The organism is Mycobacterium sp. 852002-40037_SCH5390672, from assembly GCF_001665875.1.
Classification (GTDB): Bacteria; Actinomycetota; Actinomycetes; order Mycobacteriales; family Mycobacteriaceae; genus Mycobacterium.
In genome coordinates this window covers 55,089-76,258 of sequence record NZ_LZTA01000006.1, presented here as the reverse complement: position 1 = coordinate 76,258, position 21,170 = coordinate 55,089, and the positions used below count along the sequence as shown (strand labels likewise).

Below are 21,170 nucleotides of genomic sequence, written 5' to 3'. Positions count from 1 at the left end.
TTCGATCGGCGCTCTACACCTTAAGTGAAAATAACCTTTTCGCTTAAGGTGTCATGACTATGTCAGCCGCACGCCGAGGATGTCAACGTTGAGGCCGCGCAGCGGTACGTTGTTCAGGTGACACCAACCTTCGCCGACCTCGCCAAGACGCAGTACATCCTGCTCACCACGTTCACCAAGGACGGCAGGCCCAAGCCGACGCCGATCTGGGCGGCCCTGGACAAGCAGCGCGGCGACCGGCTTCTGGTCATCACCGGAGAAAAGTCGTGGAAGGTCAAGCGAATCCGCAACACCCCGCGGGTCACGTTGGCCACCTGCACCATGAACGGCCGCCCGACCAGCGAAGCCGTCGAGGGAACCGCGGCCATCCTGGACAAGTCCGAAACTTCCGCCGTCTACGACGCGATCGGCCGGCGCTACGGCATCGTGGGCAAGGTGTTCAACTTCTTCAGCAAGCTGCGCGGCGGCATGGACAACAACGTCGGCCTCGAGCTGAAAGTGGCCTGAACCCAAGGCGTCATGGCGACGGTTCTCATCCCGATCCCAGACCGCGACTTCGACCCGACCGAGGTCGCGGTCAGCTGGCGGGTGCTGACACGAGGCGGCCACCGGGTGGTCTTCGCGACCGAAACCGCCACCCCCGGGGTGGCCGACGACATCATGGTGACGGGGCGCGGATTGGACATCTGGTCCGCGCTGCCAGTGCTGGGCGCCGTCCCGCTGATCGGCCTGATGCTGCGCGCCAACAAAGACGGGCGCAACGCCTATCGGGACATGTTGCACTCCAAGGAGTTTCAGCATCCGCTCGGCTGGGCACAAGCCACGCTCGACGATGTCGACGCGGTGCTGTTACCAGGTGGGCATCGTGCCCGCGGGATGCGCAGCTACATCGACAGCGACATCCTGCACCGGCTGGTCGTCGAGGCCTTCACCCGCGGGCTGGTGGTGGCCGCCATCTGTCACGGGGTACTGCTCGCCGCGCGCAGCATCGACCCCAACACCGGCCGTTCCGTCCTGTACGGGCGCAAGACCACCGCGTTGACGTGGGCAATGGAGCGTTTGGCCTGGCGCCTCACCCGATTCACCCGGTTCTGGGATCCGGATTACTACCGGACGTACACCGAGGAACCGGACCAAGCCGGCGGGTACATGTCGGTGCAGTCGGAAGTCACTCGCGCACTTGAAGATCCCGCCGATTTCCGTGACGTCGACCGCGGGTCGCCGCACTGGCGGCTCAAAACGTCGGGAATGGTGCGCGATACGCCGACCGACTCGCGACCCGCATTCGTCGTCGATGACGGTGGCTACGTGTCGGCGCGCTGGCCCGGCGATACCCACACGTTCGCAACGGTGTTGTCGCAGAAGCTGAACGCGGCCCGCTGACCGACTACGTCGCGGCGCCCGTTCCCAGATGCTCGCCGAAGAACGCGAATACCCGCCGCCACGCGTCCTCGGTGGCGTCCCGGTCGTAACCGAAACCCGCAATGCGAAGCAGCGGTTGGGCGGGCAGCTCGTTGGCGAAGCTGTGTCCAACGCCGGGATACGTCTTCAAGTCGGCGGTGATGTTCTTGGCGGCGATGGTCTTGTTCAGCTTCTCGGGCGCACCTCGCCCCAGCGGGTCGCGGCCGCCGAAGCTGGCCACAACCGGGCAGGCGCCGTCGAGCGTCTTGTCGAGGTCGCGGGGCAGCGGAGTGCCATAGAACGGCGCGGAGGCGCCGAAACCCTTGGGCGACATGACAAGAGCGAACTGGCCGCCCATGCAGAAACCCGCGATGCCGACCTGGCCGGAAGATTCCGGCATGGCTTTCAGGTGATCGCGCGCGGCCAGGATGTCATCGAGGGCGCGGCCGCGCTGCGTCTGCAGCTCCTTCATGACGCGCGTGATGCAGCGGATGCGGCCGCCGCGGGCATACAGGTTCGGGGTGAGCGCCAGATATCCCGCCGCGGCGATACGGTCATTGATCGACTGCTTGTCCCGGCCGTACCCGATCGCATCGTGGATCACCACCACACCCGGCCATGGGCCTTGTCCCGAAGGCGTGCTCAGTAACGCATCGATCGCTCCGCCGGGGGTATCGATCTGAATCGTCGTCATAGCGTCATCTAACTGCAATCACGACGGCGAGCACCACGGGAACTTGGACGCGGTCCGCGGACGTTGGTCTGGCATGGTGTCCCGGCTACTGCTGATCTACGCCGTCGTCGAACTCGCGGTGATCTTCGCATTGGTATCGACGATCGGATGGGGTTGGACCCTGCTGGCGCTGGTGGCGACCTTCCTGCTCGGCTGGGGCATCGTGGCCCCGATGGCGGGTTCGCACCTCATCCGCCGGATCGGGCAACTGCGCTCGGGCCTGGCCGAACAACGCGCTGCGGCCGGTGATGGTGTGCTGGTCAGCCTGGCCGCACTTCTCGTTCTCGTTCCGGGCCTGGTCAGCACGGTCCTGGGCCTGTTGCTGCTCGTTCCGCCGGTACGGTCGGCCGTCGGGCCCGGGTTGACCGCCAGGGCGGTACGCAAGTTACAGCGGCAAATGCCCGGGTTCAGTTACGCGAGCGCTTTCCGCGCGGAGCCGTATCCCGCGCCGTATCCCAGCCGGGCGGATGAGGGACGACGCGGCCACGGCGACTACATCGACGGCGAGGTCATCGATGTCCGCGACGTCGAGGCGCCGGTGCGGCCGCAAGGATTCGACGCGCGCTGACGCGGCGCGACGGACCGTCGCCGTTCTTCCGCTGACCGTTATCGCCATCGCAACAGTTGCACGTAGTTTTGGCCTGTGACCGATAGTGCTCGTTAGTCCCGCTCCGGTGACCCTGCTGGTCAACGGCCGGGTGCACAGCCCGGCCCAACCCGACGCGACCGCGATGGCCGTCCGCGACGGCGTCGTGGCATGGCTGGGCGGCGACGAGGTCGGCCGCCGCCTGTTTCCCGATTCCGACGTCGAAGACCTCCAAGGCGGTTTCGTGACGCCCGGCTTCGTGGACAGTCACATCCATCTCACCGCCACCGGATTGACGCTCAGCGGGCTCGACCTGCGCGCGGCGGCCTCGCACGCACAGTGCCTGCGGATGGTCGCCGACTATGCCGCCGCCCATCCCGGCCAGCCGGTGTGGGGGCACGGCTGGGATGAAACGTCGTGGCCGGAGCACACCCCGCCCAGCACCACCGACCTGGACGCCGTCCTCGGTGATCGGCCCGCCTACCTGGCTCGTGTGGACGTGCACTCCGCGCTCGCGTCGACGGGCCTACGACGGCTGGTCGCGGAGCTGCCGGGGGCGGCCGGCTTCAGCGCCGAGCGGCCGCTGATCGGCGACGCGCACCACCTGGTGCGAGCCGTCGCCCGGGACCTGCTGACGGTCGAACAGCTCGCCGAAGCCCGCGCTGCAGCGTTGGGGGCCGCCGCGGCGGCGGGCATCGTCGCTGTGCACGAATGCGCCGGACCCGAGATCGGCGGAATCGACGACTGGCTGCAGTTGCGGGCCCTCGATCATGGCGTCGAGGTGATCGGGTATTGGGGTGAGCCGGTGAGCAGCCCCGCGCACGCGCGCGAGCTGATGGCGACGACCGGCGCCCACGGGCTGGCCGGTGATCTGTTCGTTGATGGGTCACTGGGGTCACGCACCGCCTGGCTACAGGCGCCGTACACCGACGCGCCGGAGCACACCGGAACCTGCTATCTGGATTCCGACGCCGTCGAGGCGCACGTGCGGGCATGCACGCAGGCCGAAGTGACAGCGGGATTCCATGTCATCGGGGACGCCGCGGTCGCGACCGTGGTGGATGCCCTCGAGCGCGTCGTCGCCGACCTCGGGCCGGTCGCCGTCGCGCGCTGCGGGCACCGCCTCGAGCACGTCGAGATGGTCAGCGCAGATCAGGCCGTCAAACTCGGCCAGTGGGGCGTCATCGCCAGCGTGCAGCCCAATTTCGACGCACTCTGGGGTGGCCCCGACGGCATGTACGCGCAGCGGCTCGGTGCCCAGCGAGGCAGTCGGCTCAACCCCTTTGCGCTGTTAGCATCCCAAGGCGTGCCCCTCGCGTTAGGTTCCGACGCCCCGGTCACGGGCTTCGACCCGTGGGTCAGCGTGCGCGCGGCGGTCAATCACCGCACCCCCGGCAGCGGGGTCTCGGCGCGGGCTGCGTTTGCCGCCGCCACCCGCGGCGGCTGGCGGGCGGCCGGTGTCCGCGACGGCAAGACCGGCACCTTGGTGCCAGGAGCGCCGGCCTCGTACGTCATCTGGGATGCCGGGGACCTGGAGGTGCACGTCCCGCGCGACACCGTCCAGCGCTGGTCGACGGACCCGCGTTCCCGCGTGCCCGCGTTGCCGCGATTAGGTCGCGACAATGCGCTGCCGCGGTGCCGGCGAACGGTGCATCGGGGCGCTGTCGTCCATGGCTGAGGACTGGTCGGGCGGTGCCAAGCCCGAGGACCACAGCGGTAAGGGCGACGCGATGGGCGAGGATTTCTCCGAGCGGCCTGACACCGATCCCATCAGCGATGAGGCCGAATCGGACCGCGACGACCCGCCGGCCGATGTCCACCCCGAGCCCGGGGACTCCGCGGAGTCGGGATCTACCGACGAACGCCCGCCTGCCGGGGCGCGGTTGGGCGACCGGGTGGGGGCGACGGCGCGTGGTGCGCTGACCGGGCTGGTGGCCGCGGTGATCGCGCGGCTGCCCGGCGCCCAGGCCGCTCTGCTGCCCCGCCTGACCCGGCTGAGTTGCGCGGTGATGGGCGGCTTACTGTTCTGCGCCAGCTTCCCGTCGCTGAACTGGTGGTGGGGCGCCGTGGTGGGCGCCGCGTTGCTGGCGTGGGTGCTCACGCACCCCGCGACCACGCCGGCGGGCGGCCTGGGTTACGCGTTCCTGTTCGGGCTGGCGTTCTACCTGCCGCTGCTGCCGTGGGTCGGGCTCCTGGTCGGCCCCATCCCGTGGATCGCGCTCGCGACCGTGTCGGCGCTGTTTCCCGCCCTCTTCGGCCTGTGCGCCGTCACCGTCCGCCGGCTGCCCGGTTGGCCCATCTGGTTCGCGCTGGTATGGGCGGCTCAGGAGTGGCTCAAGTCGATCGTCCCGTTCGGCGGCTTCCCCTGGGGCTCGGTGGCATTCGGTCAGACGCATGGTCCGTTCCTGCCGCTGGTCCAGCTCGGCGGTGTTGCGCTGCTGTCCATGGCGATCGTGCTGGTGGGCTTCAGTGCGACGGCCATCGCGCTGGAGATCGTGAAGTGGTGGCATTCCGGTCACCCGACGCCCCAGGCCGTCGGCGTCGAGGATCCGGCGCACCCCGACCCGGCGCCGCCCGCGGTGGTCCTGCCCGGCATCTGCATTTGTCTGGTGCTGTTCGCATCGGTCATCGTCTGGCCGCAGGTGCGTCACGCCGGTACCGGGTCGGGTGGCGAGCCGCCGGTCACCGTCGCGGCGGTCCAAGGCAACGTCCCGCGGCTGGGCTTCGAGTTCAACGAACAGCGGCGCGCGGTGCTGGACAACCACGTCCGCGAGACCCTGCGGCTGGCCGAAGACGTGCGGGCCGGGGCCGCCCCCCAACCGCAATTCGTGATCTGGCCCGAAGACTCGTCGGACATCGATCCGCTGGTCAACAACGACGCCGCGCTGGCGATATCGCAGGCCGCGGCGGCCATCGGCGCTCCGATCCTCATCGGCAGCGTGCTCGAAGTGCCGGGACGCCCGCCGGGGGATCCGAACTACACCAACACCATGATCGTGTGGAATCCGGCCACCGGCCCGGCCGACCGCCACGACAAGGAAATCGTGCAGCCGTTCGGCGAGTACCTGCCGATGCCGTGGTTGTTCAAGCACCTGTCCGGCTTCGCGGGCCGCGCCGGAAGCTTCGTGCCCCGTCAGGGCTCCGATGTGGTGCACATCGCAGGGGTGCCGGTCGGCGTCGCCACCTGCTGGGAAGTGATCTTCGACCGGGTGCCGCGACAAGCGGTGCTCGGCGGTGCGCAGCTGCTGGCCGTGCCGGCCAACAACGCCACCTTCAACAAGACGATGAGTGAGCAGCAGCTGGCGTTTGCCAAGGTCAGGGCCGTCGAGCACGACCGTTACGTGGTGGTGGCCGGCACCACGGGAATCAGCGCCGTCATCGCCCCCGACGGCGGCGAGTTGGCACGCACCGACTTCTTCCAGCCCGCATATCTGGACATGCAGGTACGCCTCAAGACCAGGCTGACTCCGGCGACCCGGTGGGCGCCGCTGCTGCAATGGGTCATGGTGCTCGCGGCCGGGGCGGTCATTCTGGCCGGGATACGGCACAATGGATGGTTCCCGCGTTCGATTCGTCTCAAGTCCACACGTCAATCGAAGGGGGCCGGTGCGATCCCGGGCAACCCCCCGCCCGACGGGCACGACTCAGACACTGCGCCCGACGAGGGCGGGACCGCACACCGACACACCACGTCGACTGACGACACCGACAAGGACGGCCGACACTCTTTCCGTTCGGGCGACACATGAGGAGCTACATGACCACCGGCCAGCCGGCGCCCCAAGTCCCGGGCAATCGTCCCAGCCAGCGCGTCTTGGTGATCATCCCTACCTACAACGAGCTGGAGAACCTTCCGGTCATCCACCGGCGGCTCAAAGCGGCGTGCCCGCACGTGCACCTGCTCGTGGTGGACGACAGCAGCCCCGACGGCACCGGTGAGCTCGCCGAGGAGCTGGCGGTGGCCGATGCGGGTCGCACGCATGTGATGCACCGCACCGCCAAGGACGGCCTGGGCGCGGCGTATCTGGCGGGCTTCGCCTGGGGGTTGAGCCGTGACTACGCGGTGGTGGTCGAAATGGACGCCGACGGCAGCCACGCGCCCGAACAGCTGCACCGCCTGTTGGATGCCGTCGACGCCGGCGCCGATCTGGCCATCGGGTCGCGCTACGTCGATGGCGGCACGGTGCGTAACTGGCCGTGGCGGCGCTGGGCCTTGTCCTGGACGGCCAACACCTACGCCCGGCTGGCGCTCGGCATCGGCGTACACGACATCACCGCCGGCTACCGCGCCTACCGTCGCGAAGTGCTCGAAGCGATCGACCTCGACGGCGTGGACTCCAAGGGTTACTGCTTCCAGATCGATCTGACCTGGCGCACCATCTGCAACGGGTTCACCATCGCCGAGGTGCCCATCACCTTCACCGAGCGCGAACTCGGCGTGTCCAAGATGAGCGGATCCAACATCCGCGAAGCCCTGGTCAAAGTCACCCGCTGGGGTGTCCAGGGCCGGCGGTCGGGTGTCCGGGCCACCAGAGCCGACAACCGCACCTAGTAAGCGGTCCGGCCCCGGCTAAACCCGCGGGTCAGCCCCGACGGCGGGTCTTGATGATCTCGAGGCGCTCCTTGAGCAGTTCTTCGAGTTCCTCGACAGAGCGGCGTTCCAGAAGCATGTCCCAGTGCGTCCGCGGTGGCTTCACCTTCTTCGGCTCGGGCAGGTCGCCCTCGATCAGGGTTCCCTCCAGGCCGTTGCGGCACAGCCAGGTGCCGGGGATTTCGGCGTCGTCGGCGAAGGGAACCTCGAACTCCTCGCCGTTCTCGGTGCGATACTTCGCGAGCTGACGCGGCGCAAGGTCGTGGTTGCGGTCAGTCTCGTAGCTCACGGCTCCGAGGCGACTGCCTCTCAGTACACGATCAGCCATGGCTGCTACTCCTTTAGGTCTTCTTGGAGCTCTCCGGCTCCCTTACTGCGATCCGGTGAGATCTCTTCAGTTAGCAAACGCTGCGGCGATCTGCGCAGTTCCCGGCCAAAGCCGGCATACGCGACGCGACCATCCATGATACCGGGATCGCCGGGAAAACCCGACTAAAGTCGGCAGGCGTGAGCCGCCGCCGTACCCGCCCGCAGCCCTGTCGCTGGTGCGGTCGAGACGTTACCGATGCGGGAATGGGCCGTCGCCGCCAGTACTGCCGGCAGTCGTGCCGACAGCGGGCGTACGAACAACGGGCCTTGCTGAACCGGAACGGCGCGGCAGCCGTGCCTGACGACGCGGTGGTGCTGTCGGCCGACGAAGCGGCCGACCTGTCGGATCGCGTCTACCAGGTGCGGTGCGCGGCCGAGGACGTTGCCACGGCGGTCGACGAAGGTGCTGCCGCCACCGAGCTACGCCAGCTATGTGACGCGCTGATCCAAGCCGCCAGGGCGGCCGACGGCTGGCGCCGGGCGGGTGTGTGACCGCGCCAACCGGACCGGACCGGACCGGATCCGACGTTGCGCCCAACGTTTCACGACATGCGCCTGACCACCGGCTATGGCTGGCCGGGTACAGTCGCGCCATGGACGTCGGGCCATGTCTACAGCGCGCCGCTGTCCAGCGAGCACTCCGGGCATCCGGCGTCACATCTTCTTTGCGCGGCGCGGCGCACCCCTCCATGCCGGTCCTCCCGTAGCAGCCGGGAGCAGCGGACGTTTTGAAATCCTGTCGGAGTTGGCCATACTCACCAGCAACATTCTTGGTTCCAGAGCGGCACGACGCTGGTCGAACGGGAAACGACGTCGCCTCGTGCAGCAATTCCGTGACTCGGCGAGAACCGCATCCGGCGGTCAAAGACGGCCGAACGTCGTCAGGTGAAGGTTAGGCGAGGTTTGTGATGGTTGATCAACTCCAGCATGCGACCGAAGCGCTGCGTAAAGCGCTGGTCCAGGTTGAGCGCCTGAAGCGCACCAACCGTACCCTGCTGGAACGGTCCAACGAGCCGATCGCCATCGTCGGTATGTCCTGCCGCTTCCCGGGAGGCGTGGACAGCCCGGAGGCGCTGTGGCAAATGGTCGCCGACGGCCGCGACGTGATCTCGGAGTTTCCCACCGACCGCGGCTGGGATGTGGCGGGCCTGTACGACCCGGACCCCGACGCACGTCACAAGTGCTATGTGAACACCGGAGGCTTCGTCGACGGTGTCGCCGACTTCGATCCGGCCTTCTTCGGCATCGCGCCCAGCGAGGCGCTCGCGATGGATCCTCAACATCGGATGCTGCTCGAATTGTCGTGGGAAGCGTTGGAGCGGGCCGGGATTGACCCCAGCGGGCTGCGCGGCAGCGCCACCGGGGTGTTCGCCGGGCTCATCGTTCAGGGTTACGGCATGCTCGCCGAGGAGATCGAGGGCTACCGGCTGACCGGCATGACCTCCAGCGTCGCCTCGGGGCGGGTGTCCTATGTGCTGGGGCTGGAGGGCCCGGCGGTGTCGGTGGACACGGCGTGTTCGTCGTCGCTGGTGGCGTTGCACATGGCCGTCCAGTCGCTGCGTACCGGCGAGTGCGACCTGGCCCTGGCCGGCGGTGCGACCGTGAACGCCACGCCCACGGTCTTCGTGGAGTTCAGCCGGCACCGCGGATTGGCGCCCGACGGCCGGTGCAAGGCGTATGCGGGTGCGGCCGATGGCGTGGGCTGGTCCGAGGGGGGCGCCATCCTGGTGGTGGAGCGCCTGTCGGATGCGCAGCGGCTGGGGCACCCGGTCCTGGCGGTGGTGCGGGGTTCGGCGGTCAATCAGGACGGCGCCTCGAACGGGTTGACGGCGCCCAATGGTCCCTCGCAGCAGCGGGTGGTGCGTGCGGCGCTGGCCAATGCCGGATTGACGGCGGCCGACGTGGATGTCGTCGAGGGCCATGGCACCGGAACCACCTTGGGTGACCCGATCGAAGCGCAGGCGTTACTGGCGACCTACGGGCAGGATCGCAGCGAGCCCCTGTGGCTGGGTTCGATCAAATCGAACATGGGCCACACGCAGGCTGCCGCGGGGGCGGCCGGCGTGATCAAGATGGTGCAGGCGATGCGCCACGAGACACTGCCCCCGACGCTGCATGTGGATGCGCCGAGCCCGCACGTCGACTGGTCGGCGGGTGCGGTGTCGTTGCTGACCGAGGCGCAGCCCTGGCGGGCCGAGCGCCCGCGCCGGGCGGGCGTGTCGTCGTTCGGCATCAGCGGCACCAACGCGCACGTCATCGTGGAGGCCGCTCCGCTGGAGCCGGTGCGGGAGGCCGGGCCTGCGCGGCCGGTGGTTCCGTGGGTGGTGTCGGCGAAATCGCCGTCGGCGTTGGCGGCGCAGGCGGCTCGGTTGGCCGAACACGTTCGTGCGCACGGTGATCTGGACGTCGCCGACGTCGGGTGGTCGTTGGCGGGTCGCGCGACATTTGAGCACCGCGCGGTCGTTGTGGGCGGTGACCGCGACCGGCTGCTGGCCGGGCTTGACGAGCTGGCCGACGATGACCCGACCGGATCGGTCATTCGGGGCACCGCGACGCCGGCGGGCAAGACCGTGTTCGTCTTCCCCGGCCAGGGCTCCCAATGGCTGGGTATGGCTGTCGAATTGCTGGATACCGCACCGGTATTCGCAGAACAGATCCGAGAATGCGAAGAGGCCTTCGCCGAATTCGTCGACTGGTCGCTCACCGACGTGCTCCGGGGCGCCCCCGGTGCCCCGGGATCCGACCGCGTCGACGTCGTGCAGCCGGTGCTCTTTGCGGTGATGGTGTCGCTGGCCGAGCTGTGGAAGTCGGTCGGGGTGAATCCGGATGCGGTGATCGGGCATTCGCAGGGTGAGATCGCCGCCGCTTACGTCGCCGGCGCGCTGTCGTTGCACGACGCCGCCCGGGTGGTCACGTTGCGCAGCAAGTTGCTGACGTCGCTGGCCGGCCCCGGTGGCATGCTGTCCATTGCCTGCAGCACCGAGCGGGCCCGAGAGTTGTTGGCGCCCTACGGCAGTCGAGTCAGCATCGCCGCAGTCAACGGCCGCGCGGCCGTCGTGGTGTCGGGTGAGGTGGCCGCGCTCGACGAGCTCGTCGGCTTCTGCGCCGACCTCGAGCTGCGGACCCGGCGAATCGACGTGGACTACGCCTCGCACTCCGTTGAGGTCGAGGCGATCCGCGGTGACCTTGCGGAGGTGTTGTCCGGTATCGAGCCGCGGTCCTCGCGCATCGCGTTCTTTTCCACGGTGACCGGAAACCGTTTGGACACGGCAGGTTTGGATGCTGATTACTGGTATCGCAACATCCGTCAGACGGTGCAGTTCGACCAGGCGGTGCGCAGCGCGTGTGAGCACGGGTACCGGACGTTCATCGAATCCAGTCCCCACCCGGCCCTGGTGGCGGGCATCGAGGACACCGTCAACGACCACGGCGGTGACGACACCGAGGCCATCGTCATCCCCACCCTGGGCCGCGACGACGGCGGACTCGAACGATTCCTGACCTCGGCTGCCGCTGCGTTTGTCGCGGGGGTGAACGTGCGATGGCGCGGTGCGCTGGACGGCGCCGGGTTCGTCGAGCTGCCGACGTATGCCTTTGACCGGCGCCGGTTTTGGCTCTCCGGGGAAGGCATCACGGCCGACGCCTCGGGCCTGGGGCAGGGCGCCAGCGAGCACCCACTGTTGAGTGCGGTTGTCGAGCTGCCGGCATCTGGCGGGGTGGTGCTGACGGGCCGCCTGTCGCCGAGCCTGCAGGGCTGGTTGACCGACCACACCGTGTCCGATGCGGTCGTGTTCCCCGGATCCGGCTTTGTGGAGTTGGCGATTCGCGCCGGTGACGAAGTCGGGTGTTCGACCGTCGACGAACTGACGCTGCAGGCGCCGTTGATGTTGCCGGGCAAGGATTCCGGGTCGGGATCGGTTGCCGTGCAAGTGGTGGTGGGTCCCGCCGAGGTATCCGGCCGGCGCGGGGTGTCGATCTTCTCGCGTCCCGACACCGGCTCCGGCTGGGCGTGCCACGCCGAAGGAACGCTGAGCACGGGCTCGGTCGAGCCGGGTGCGGACTTGTCGGCGTGGCCGCCGCCGGGAGCCGTCAAGGTCGACGCTGCCGACGGCTACGAGCAGCTGGCCGCGCGCGGCTACGGCTACGGCCCTGCTTTCCAGGGTTTGACCGCGACGTGGGTGCGCGACGACGAGGTGTTCGCCGAGGTCCGGCTGCCCGACGCCGCCGGCGGCATCAACGGTTTCGGCGTCCACCCGGCGTTGCTGGATGCGGCCATGCACGCACTGATCGTCAGCCACCACATCGCCGGTCAGCCCGGCGAAGTCGTGTTGCCGTTCTCCTGGCAGGGCGTGTCGTTGCACGCCGCCGGCGCGTCGGCGGTACGTGCGCGCATCGCGCCGGCTACAGCGTCGGCGGCCTCCGCAGCGGTGTCGATCGAGCTGGCCGACGGACTCGGTCTGCCTGTGCTGTCGGTGCGCGCGATGGTCGCGCGCCCCGTGAGCGAGCGGCAGCTCCGCGCGGCGGTCTCGGCCTCGGGCCCGGACCGGCTGTTCGAGGTGGTGTGGTCACCGGCCGCATCGGCGACCGTCAACACCGAGCCGCCCGTGCACGAGGTATTCGAATCCGTTGACGCGGGCGAAGATCCGGTCTCAGGAACGTATGAGCGTACGCATCGGGCGCTGGCGGCCGTGCAGTCGTGGCTGACCGAGCATGACTCCGGAGTGCTGATCGTCGCCACCCGGGGCGCGATGGGGTTGGCGGGGGAGGACGTCCCCGATCTTGCCGGCGCTGCGGTCTGGGGGCTGGTCCGGTCGGCGCAAACCGAGCATCCCGGCCGGATCGTGCTGGTGGATTCTGATGCGGCGCTTGATGATAGCGCGATAGCGACCGTCCTCGCGGTGGGCGAGCCCACGGTGATGCTGCGCGACGGCAAGGCTTACACCGCACGAGTGCACGGCAACCGCGCGGTCGACGGCATCATGACGCCCCCGGCGGACGGTCCCTGGCGGCTCGGCATCAGCAGCGCGGGCACCTTCGAAAACCTGCAGTTGGAGCCCGTTCCCAACGCGAGCGCCGCGTTGGAGCCCGGCCAGGTTCGGGTGGCCCTGCGCGCCATCGCCACCAACTTCCGCGACGTCATGATCACCCTGGGCATGTTCACCCACGACGCCCTGCTCGGTGGCGAAGGTGCCGGCGTGGTGGTCGAAGTCGGGCCGGGGGTCACCGAGTTCGCGGTCGGTGATTCGGTGTACGGCTTCTTCCCCGATGGCAGCGGCACGCTGGTGCCCGGCGACGTCCGCCTGCTGCAGCACAAGCCCGCCGACTGGTCGTATGCCGAAGCCGCCGGCATCTCAGCGGTTTTCACCACCGCGTACATGGCATTCATCCACCTGGCCGACGTCAAGCCCGGACAGCGGGTGCTGGTGCATGCCGCCGCCGGTGGCGTCGGGATGGCCGCGGTTCAGCTGGGCAGGCATCTGGGCCTGGAGGTGTTCGCGACGGCGAGCCGCGGCAAGTGGGACACGTTGCGGGCCATGGGCTTTGACGATGACCACATCTCGGATTCGCGAAGTTTGGAATTTGAGGAGAAGTTCCGGGCGGTCACCGGCGGGCGCGGCATGGATGTGGTGCTGGACTCGCTGGCCGGCGAATTCGTCGATGCCTCACTGCGGCTCGTCGCTCCCGGCGGCGTGTTCCTGGAAATGGGCAAGACCGACATCCGCGACCCGGGTGTGGTGGCCCAGGAGTTCCCGGGTGTCCGGTACCGCGCCTTCGACCTGTTCGAGCCCGGCCGTCCCCGGATGCATCAGTGGATGGTGGAGCTCGCCGGACTGTTCGACGCCGGGGTGCTGGAGCCGTTGCCGGTCACGACCTTTGACGTGCGACGCGCGCGTACCGCGCTGCGGTACTTGAGCCAGGCTCGCCACATCGGCAAGGTCGTCATGACGCTGCCTTCTGGGCCGGGTGCCGGGCTGGGCGCGGGCACCGTGCTGATCACCGGCGGAACCGGCATGGCGGGTTCGACGTTGGCTCGTCACCTGGTGGCGCACCACGGCGTCGAAGACTTGGTGCTGCTGAGCCGGCGCGGTCCGGACGCGCCCGGGTCCGCCGAGTTGATTGCCGAGCTGCAAGCCGCCGGAGCCCGGGCGCGCGTGGTGGCGTGCGACGCCGCCGATCGGGCGGCGCTGGCGCAGGTTATCGCCGGCATTTCGGCGCAGCGACCGCTGTCGGGCGTGATTCACGCGACCGGCGTGCTGGACGACGCGATGGTCACCTCGCTGACACCCGAGCGCATCGATGCGGTGCTGCGGGCAAAGGTCGACGCGGCCTGGAACCTGCACGAGTTGACCCGAGACCTGAATCTGGCTGCCTTCGTGATGTTTTCGTCGATGGCCGCGCTGGTGGGCTCGTCGGGCCAGGGCAACTACGGGGCGGCGAACTCGTTCCTGGACGGGCTGGCCGCACATCGGCGAGCGCACGGGCTGCCGGCGATCTCGCTGGCCTGGGGACTGTGGGATCAGACCAGCGCCATGACCGGCGGACTGGACGCCGCCGACCTCGCCCGGCTGGGCCGCGACGGGATCCTGGCGTTGTCCTCCGACGAGGCCATGCAGCTCTTCGACACCGCATTGATCGTCGACGAACCGTTCCTGGCGCCGGCCCGCATCGATCTCGGCGCGCTGCGGGCCCATGCGGTCGCGGTGCCGCCGATGTTCACCGATCTGGTCAACGCCCCGACGCGCCGCCGTGTCGATGACTCACTGGCGGCCGCGAAATCGAAATCGGCGCTGGCGCATCGCCTGGACGGGTTGTCCGAGACCGAGCAGCACGCCGTGCTCCTGGATTTGGTCCGCTCGCACATCGCCACCGTGCTGGGGAACAGCACGCCCGAGGCGATCGACCCCGACAAGGCGTTCCAGGAGTTGGGCTTTGACTCGCTGACCGCGGTCGAGATGCGCAACCGGCTCAAAACCGCTACCGGACTGGCACTTTCGCCCACCTTGATCTTCGACTACCCGACGCCCAACGGCCTGGCCGGCTACATCCGCACCCAACTCGCCGGCGTCCCACAAGAGATCAAGCACGCACCGGTCGCTCGCGCCACCGACGATGACCCGATCGTGATCGTCGGCATGGCGTGCCGCTATCCGGGCGGGGTGAACTCGCCCGACGACCTGTGGGACATGCTGACTGAGCGCCGCGACGTGCTCTCCGAATTCCCGAGCGATCGCGGCTGGGACCTGGCGGGTGTGTACAACCCCGATCCCGATGTTCCGGGCACCTGCTACACCCGCATCGGCGGCTTCGTGGACGGTGTCGCGGACTTCGATCCGGCCTTCTTCGGCATCGCGCCGAGCGAGGCGCTCGCGATGGATCCGCAGCAGCGCATGTTCCTCGAGCTGTCCTGGGAAGCCTTGGAGCGAGCGGGAATCGAACCCGGCAAGCTGCGCGGCAGCGCCACGGGAATGTTCGCCGGCGTGTACACGCAGGGCTACGGCATCGGCGCGGCCCCTACCGCGGAGGGCTTCCGGCTGACCGGACAGTCGTCGAGCGTGGCATCGGGGCGGGTGTCCTATGTGCTGGGGCTGGAGGGCCCGGCGGTGTCGGTGGACACGGCGTGTTCGTCGTCGCTGGTGGCGTTGCACATGGCCGCGCAGTCGCTGCGTACCGGCGAGTGCGACCTGGCCCTGGCCGGTGGCGTCACGGTCAATGCCACGCCCGACATCTTCGTGGAGTTCAGCCGCATGCGCGGGTTGTCCGAGGATGGCCGGTGCAAGGCCTACGCCGGCGCTGCCGACGGCACCGGATTCTCCGAGGGCGGCGGCATGCTCGTGGTGGAGCGCCTGTCGGATGCGCAGCGGCTGGGACACCCGGTCCTGGCCATGGTGCGCGGCTCGGCCATCAATCAGGATGGCGCCTCGAACGGGTTGACGGCGCCCAATGGTCCCTCGCAGCAGCGGGTGGTGCGTGCGGCGCTGGCCAGTGCCGGATTGACGGCGGCCGACGTGGATGTCGTCGAAGGTCATGGCACCGGAACCACCTTGGGTGACCCGATCGAAGCCCAGGCGCTGCTGGCGACCTACGGGCAAGAGAGGGCGGAGCCCGAGAAACAGCCGCTGTGGCTGGGTTCGATCAAATCGAACATGGGCCACACGCAGGCCGCCGCGGGGGTCGCCGGGGTGATCAAGATGGTCCTGGCGATGCGCCACGAGATGCTGCCCGCGACATTGCATGTCGATGAGCCCAGCCCGCACGTCGACTGGTCGGCGGGTGCAGTGTCGTTGCTGACCGAGGCGCGGGCCTGGCCCGGCGACCGTCCGCGCCGGGCGGGCGTGTCGTCGTTCGGCATCAGCGGCACCAACGCCCATGTCATCGTCGAGGCCGTGCCGGTCGAATCGCCGCGCGTCGTGGACGGCCCCAAGGCGCCGGTGGTGCCGTGGCCGGTGTCGGCGAAATCGTTGTCGGCGTTGAACTCTCAGGCCACCCGGTTGGCGGCCTACCTGCACAACCGACCGGATGTGGACGTTGCCGACGTCGGGTGGTCACTGGCGGGCCGGTCGGCCTTCGAGCACCGGGCCGTCGTCGTCGGTAGCGACCGCGACCGGCTGCTGGCGGGGCTGGACGAATTGGCCGGGGACGACCCGACCGGCTCGGTCATTCGTGGCACGGTAACCGCCGGCAAGACCGTCTTCGTGTTCCCGGGCCAGGGATCCCAGACGCTGGGCTTGGGAATGGGATTGCACGCCGGCTACCCGGTCTTCGCCGAGGCGTTCAACACTGTCGTGGCCGAACTGGACCGGCACCTGCTTCGCCCGCTGCGCGAAGTGATGTGGGGGCACGACGAAGACCTGCTGAACAGCACCGAGTTCGCGCAACCCGCGCTGTTCGCGGTGGAAGTCGCCCTGTTCCGGCTGCTCGAATCATGGGGTGTGCGCCCCGATTTCGTGATGGGCCACTCGATCGGGGAGCTGTCGGCCGCGCACGTCGCCGGTGTGCTGTCCCTGGAGAACGCCGCGGTGCTGGTGGCGGCCCGGGGTCGCTTCATGCAGTCCCTGCCGGAGGGTGGCGCGATGGTCGCGGTGCAGGCCACCGAAGACGAGGTGCGTCCGCTGCTGGTGCCCTCGGAAGAAGCCGGCGTGGCCATCGCCGCGGTCAACGGGCCGACGTCGGTGGTGATTTCGGGCGCCGAAGATGCGGTGGTCGCGATCGCGGACCGGCTGCGCTCCGACGGCCACCGCGTGCATCGACTATCCGTGTCGCACGCCTTCCACTCCCCGTTGATGGATCCGATGATCGACGAATTCGGAACCGTCGCAGCCGGACTGGCCATCGGCAAGCCCACGATCCCGATCGTGTCCAACGTGACCGGACAGCTGGCAGGGGACGACTTCGCTTCGGCCGCGTACTGGAAGCGACACGTGCGCGAGGCGGTGCGATTCGCCGACAGTGTGCGTTTCGTGCACTCGGCCGGCGCAAATCGGTTCCTCGAAGTCGGGCCGAGCAGCGGCCTGACGGCATCGATCGAAGAATCACTGGACTGCGATCCGATGGCAGCCCCGGTGACGACGATGTCCGCCCTGCGTAAGGATCGCCCGGAGCCGGTTTCCCTCGTCAATGCCGTCGCGCAAGGGTTCGTCCGCGGGATGGATGTGGACTGGCGCGGCGCCCTGGGCGGAGCTGATTTCAAAGCCAATTTTGTCGAGCTGCCCACATATGCCTTTGACCGGCGGCGCTTTTGGCTTGCCGCCGACGGCGCCCCGGCCGATGCCGCGGGCCTGGGCCTGTGCGCCAGCGAGCACGCCCTGCTGGGCGCGGTGGTGGAACTGCCGGCCTCGGGTGGAGTGGTGTTGACCGGCCGGTTGTCACCCAGCACACAGGGCTGGCTGGCGGATCATGCCGTCGGCGGCGTCGTGCTGTTCCCCGGCGCGGGATTTGTCGAGTTGGCGATCCGCGCCGGCGACGAGGTGGGCTGCGACATCGTCGACGAGCTGAATCTGGCGGCGCCGCTGGTGTTGCCGGCCGGTGGGTCGGTCGCGGTTCAGGTCGTGGTTGGCGGCCCGGACGATTCGGATGCCCGTGCGGTGTCGGTGTTTTCGCGGGCCGAAGTGGGCTCGGGCTGGTCATTACATGCCGAGGGTGTGCTGCGGGCGGGTTCGGTGCAGCCGAGCGCGGATCTGTCGGCGTGGCCGCCGGCGGGCGCTGTCCCGGTGGATGTCGGCGACGGGTACGAGCTACTGGCCGAGCGTGGTTACGGGTACGGGCCCGCGTTCCGGGGCCTGACATCGATGTGGCGTCGCGGCGATGAGGTCTTCGCCGAAGTGTCGTTGCCCGCCGACGCCGGGGTATCGCCGGCCGGTTTCGGCGTCCACCCGGCTTTGCTCGACGCGGCGCTGCACGCGGTCATGTTGGCCTCCGATAGCGAGGAACTCGCCGAGGGTTCGATGTTGGTCCCGTTCTCGTGGCAGCAGGTGTCGCTGCACGCGGCGGGGGCCGGGGCGGTACGCGCGCGGATCGTGCCGGTGAGCCCGTCGGCGGTGTCGATCGAGTTGGCCGACGGGTTGGGGTTGCCGGTGCTCTCGGTGGCGTCGATGGTGGCCCGTCCGGTGACCGACAAGCAGCTCCTGGCCGCGGTCTCGAATTCGGGACCGGACCGGCTCTTCGAGGTCATCTGGTCCGCTCAGCCATCATCGGCGGTGCAGCCGGTGGCGTTGACCGCTTGGGGTGCACCGGAATTGGACGGCGCCGAGGCCGAGCGATCGGCGGTGCTGTTCGAATCGGAGCCGGTGTCCGGCGACGTGATCACCGAGGTGTACGCGGCGACGCGGACGGTCCTGCCCGTGCTGCAATCCTGGTTGTCCCGCGACGGCGCCGGAACCCTGGTGGTAGCCACCCGGGGCGCGATGACGCTGCCGGGGGAGGACGTCACCGATCTGGCCGGCGCGGCGGTCTGGGGGTTGGTGCGGTCGGCGCAGACCGAGCACCCCGGACGAATCATGCTCGTCGACACCGATGCGCCCCTGGATTCGGACGCGATAGCAGCGGTTCTGGCGCTCGGCGAGCCCCAGGCAATACTGCGCAAGGGGACGGTCTACACCGCGCGGGTGCTCGGCAGCCGCGCCGTCGGCGGGCTCTTGCTGCCACCCGGCGACGGACCGTGGCGACTCGGCATGAGCGGCTACGGCACGATCGAGAATCTGCGGATAGAGCGGATTCCGGACGCCGACGCGCCGTTGGGCCCCGGCCAGGTGCGAGTCGCGCTGTCGGCCATCGCGGCCAACTTCCGTGACGTCATGATCGCGCTGGGGCTCTATCCAGACCCCGAGGCGATCATGGGAATCGAGGCCTCCGGCGTGGTCTTGGAGACTGGGCCGCAAACCGCTTCGCAAGACGGGCGTTTCGCCGTCGGCGACCGCGTGATGGGGCTGTTCCCGGACGGGACCGGAACAATCGCCAAGACCGACCAGCGCCTGCTGGTCAAGGTGCCGGCCGGCTGGTCACACACCGCCGCCGCGACGGCGTCGGTGGTGTTCGCCACGGCGTCTTATGCGCTGGTGGACCTGGCGGGCGCCAAGCCGGGTGAGCGGGTGCTGGTGCACGCCGCCGCCGGTGGGGTCGGAATGGCCGCGGTCCAACTGGCCCGGCACATCGGTCTGGAGGTGTTCGCGACCGCCAGCCGTGGCAAGTGGGACACCTTGCGAGACATGGGCTTTGACGACGATCACATCGCCGACTCGCGCAGCTTGGAGTTCGAGGAGAAGTTCCGGGCGGTCACCGGCGGGCGCGGCATGGATGTGGTCCTGGACTCGCTGTCCGGCGATTTCGTCGATGCTTCCCTGCGCCTGGTGGCCCCCGGCGGGGTTTTCCTGGAGATGGGCAAGACCGACATCCGCGACCCCGAGGTCGTGGCCCGGGACCACTCGGGTGTGCGCTACCGCGCCTTCGACCTGTTCGAGGCCGGACCGGATCGCATCGCGCAGATGCTCGACGAGTTGGCCGCCATGTTCGGCGAAGACGTGCTACGGCCGTTGCCGGTCACCAGATTCGATGTGCGGCGTGCGCCCGCCGCGCTGCGCTACCTGAGTCAGGCCCGTCATGTCGGCAAGGTCGTGATGACGATGCCCGACGCGTGGACGGCGGGCACGGTGTTGATCACCGGCGCGACCGGAATGGCCGGATCGGCGGTCGCGCGGCACGTCGTGAACCGCCATGGCGCACGGAATCTGGTGTTGGTCAGCCGCCGCGGTCTGGATGCACCGGGCGCCGCGGAACTGGTGGCCGAGCTCAGCGCGGCCGGGGCGCACGTGCAGGCGGTGGCCTGTGATGCCGCCGATCGCGAGGCCTTGGCCAAGGTGATCGCCGATATCCCGATGCAGCATCCGCTGACCGGGGTGATTCATGCCGCTGGGGTCCTGCACGACGCGGTCGTGACGTCGCTGACCCCCGACCGGATTGAATCCGTGTTGCGGTCCAAGGTCGACGCGGCCTGGAACCTGCACGAGTTGACCCGCGAGTTGGATGTGTCTGCCTTCGTCATGTTTTCGTCGATCGCAGGACTTGCGGGGGCATCGGGTCAGGCCAACTATGCGGCCGGCAACTCATTCCTGGACGGGCTGGCCGCCCATCGACGGGCGCACGGGCTGCCGGCGATCTCGCTGGGCTGGGGTCTGTGGGATCAGGCCAGCGCCATGACCGGTGCGTTGGGGGCCGCCGACCGTGCCCGGTTCGGCCGGGACGGGATCGTCGCCATGTCCTCGGACCAGGCGCTGGAGTTGATGGACACCGCGCTCATCGTCGATGAGCCATTCATGCTGCCCGCCCACATCGACCTCGCGGCATTGCGGGTCAAGTTCGACGGGGGCACGTTGCCGCCGATGTTCGTCGATCTGATCAACGCGCCGACGCGGCGCCAGGTCGATGACTCGTTGGCTGCCGCCAAGTCGAAATCCGCTCTGCTGCAACGCCTTGAAGGATTGCCCGAGGATGAGCAGCAATCGATCCTGTTGGATTTGGTGCGTGCCAACATCGCCACCGTGCTGGGAAGCGCCAGCCCGGAGGCGATCCACCCGGACCGGGCGTTCCAGGAACTCGGGTTCGATTCACTGACCGCCGTCGAAATGCGCAACCGGCTCAAAGCCGCGACGGGGCTGGCGCTTTCACCGACGCTGATCTTCGACTACCCGAACTCCGCCGCGTTGGCCGGCTACATGTATCGAGAACTGGTCGGGTCGTCGGACCAACCCTCGGTAGCAGCCGCACCGGGCGAAGCGGAGATTCAGCGGGTCGTCGGATCGATTCCGGTCAAGCGTCTTCGCCAGGCGGGGGTCTTGGAGCTGTTGCTGGCCTTGGCGAACGAATCTTCCGGCGGCAACGGGCAGTCCGCGGCGCCGGCGGCGACTTCTTTCTCTGCGGAGAAGGACATCGCCGATATGGACCTCGACGACCTCGTGAACGCCGCGCTGCTGGACGACGACGAATAGCCATGGGCCGCG

8 protein-coding genes and 1 pseudogene are annotated in these 21,170 nt (G+C 68.8%); 7 read left to right on the top strand and 2 right to left on the bottom strand.

The window, feature by feature from the left end:
* Positions 1–117 precede the first annotated feature (117 nt).
* Positions 118–507, top strand: a complete 390-nt coding sequence (locus tag A5782_RS01590; protein WP_067094129.1) for a PPOX class F420-dependent oxidoreductase — start codon at positions 118–120, stop codon at positions 505–507.
* A gap of 12 nt (positions 508–519) precedes the next feature.
* Positions 520–1,383 (top strand): type 1 glutamine amidotransferase domain-containing protein, encoded by an 864-nt coding sequence (locus A5782_RS01585; RefSeq protein WP_067094126.1) that lies wholly within the window; start codon positions 520–522, stop codon positions 1,381–1,383.
* 4 nt (positions 1,384–1,387) lie between these two features.
* On the opposite strand, the gene A5782_RS01580 is transcribed toward A5782_RS01585, so the two are convergent.
* On the bottom strand, positions 1,388–2,095 hold the full coding sequence (locus A5782_RS01580; protein WP_067094123.1) for a dienelactone hydrolase family protein: 708 nt from the start codon (positions 2,093–2,095) through the stop codon (positions 1,388–1,390).
* Between the two features lie 73 nt (positions 2,096–2,168).
* On the opposite strand from A5782_RS01580, the gene A5782_RS01575 reads away from it, so the two are divergent.
* The 3 genes and pseudogenes from A5782_RS01575 (at position 2,169) to lnt (ending at position 7,272) form a co-directional block, all read left to right on the top strand.
* Positions 2,169–2,702 (top strand): FxsA family protein, encoded by a 534-nt coding sequence (locus A5782_RS01575; RefSeq protein WP_067094121.1) that lies wholly within the window; start codon positions 2,169–2,171, stop codon positions 2,700–2,702.
* A gap of 106 nt (positions 2,703–2,808) precedes the next feature.
* On the top strand, positions 2,809–4,398 hold the full coding sequence (locus tag A5782_RS01570; protein WP_067094118.1) for an amidohydrolase: 1,590 nt from the start codon (positions 2,809–2,811) through the stop codon (positions 4,396–4,398).
* Positions 4,391–7,272 (top strand): annotated as a pseudogene (gene lnt, locus A5782_RS01565) (apolipoprotein N-acyltransferase). The gene A5782_RS01570 and the pseudogene lnt overlap by 8 nt, the downstream one beginning before the upstream one ends.
* Before the next feature lie 31 nt (positions 7,273–7,303).
* Here lnt and A5782_RS01555 read toward each other — a convergent pair.
* Entirely contained in the window at positions 7,304–7,639 is a 336-nt protein-coding gene (locus tag A5782_RS01555; protein ID WP_007770897.1) for an RNA polymerase-binding protein RbpA, read from the bottom strand.
* Positions 7,640–7,818: 179 nt separating this feature from the next.
* On the opposite strand from A5782_RS01555, the gene A5782_RS01550 reads away from it, so the two are divergent.
* A complete protein-coding gene (locus A5782_RS01550; protein ID WP_197694070.1) occupies positions 7,819–8,172 on the top strand; it encodes a hypothetical protein in 354 nt (117 codons plus the stop codon).
* 416 nt (positions 8,173–8,588) lie between these two features.
* On the top strand, positions 8,589–21,158 hold the full coding sequence (locus A5782_RS01545) for a type I polyketide synthase (RefSeq protein ID WP_067094111.1): 12,570 nt from the start codon (positions 8,589–8,591) through the stop codon (positions 21,156–21,158).
* Positions 21,159–21,170: the final 12 nt, after the last annotated feature.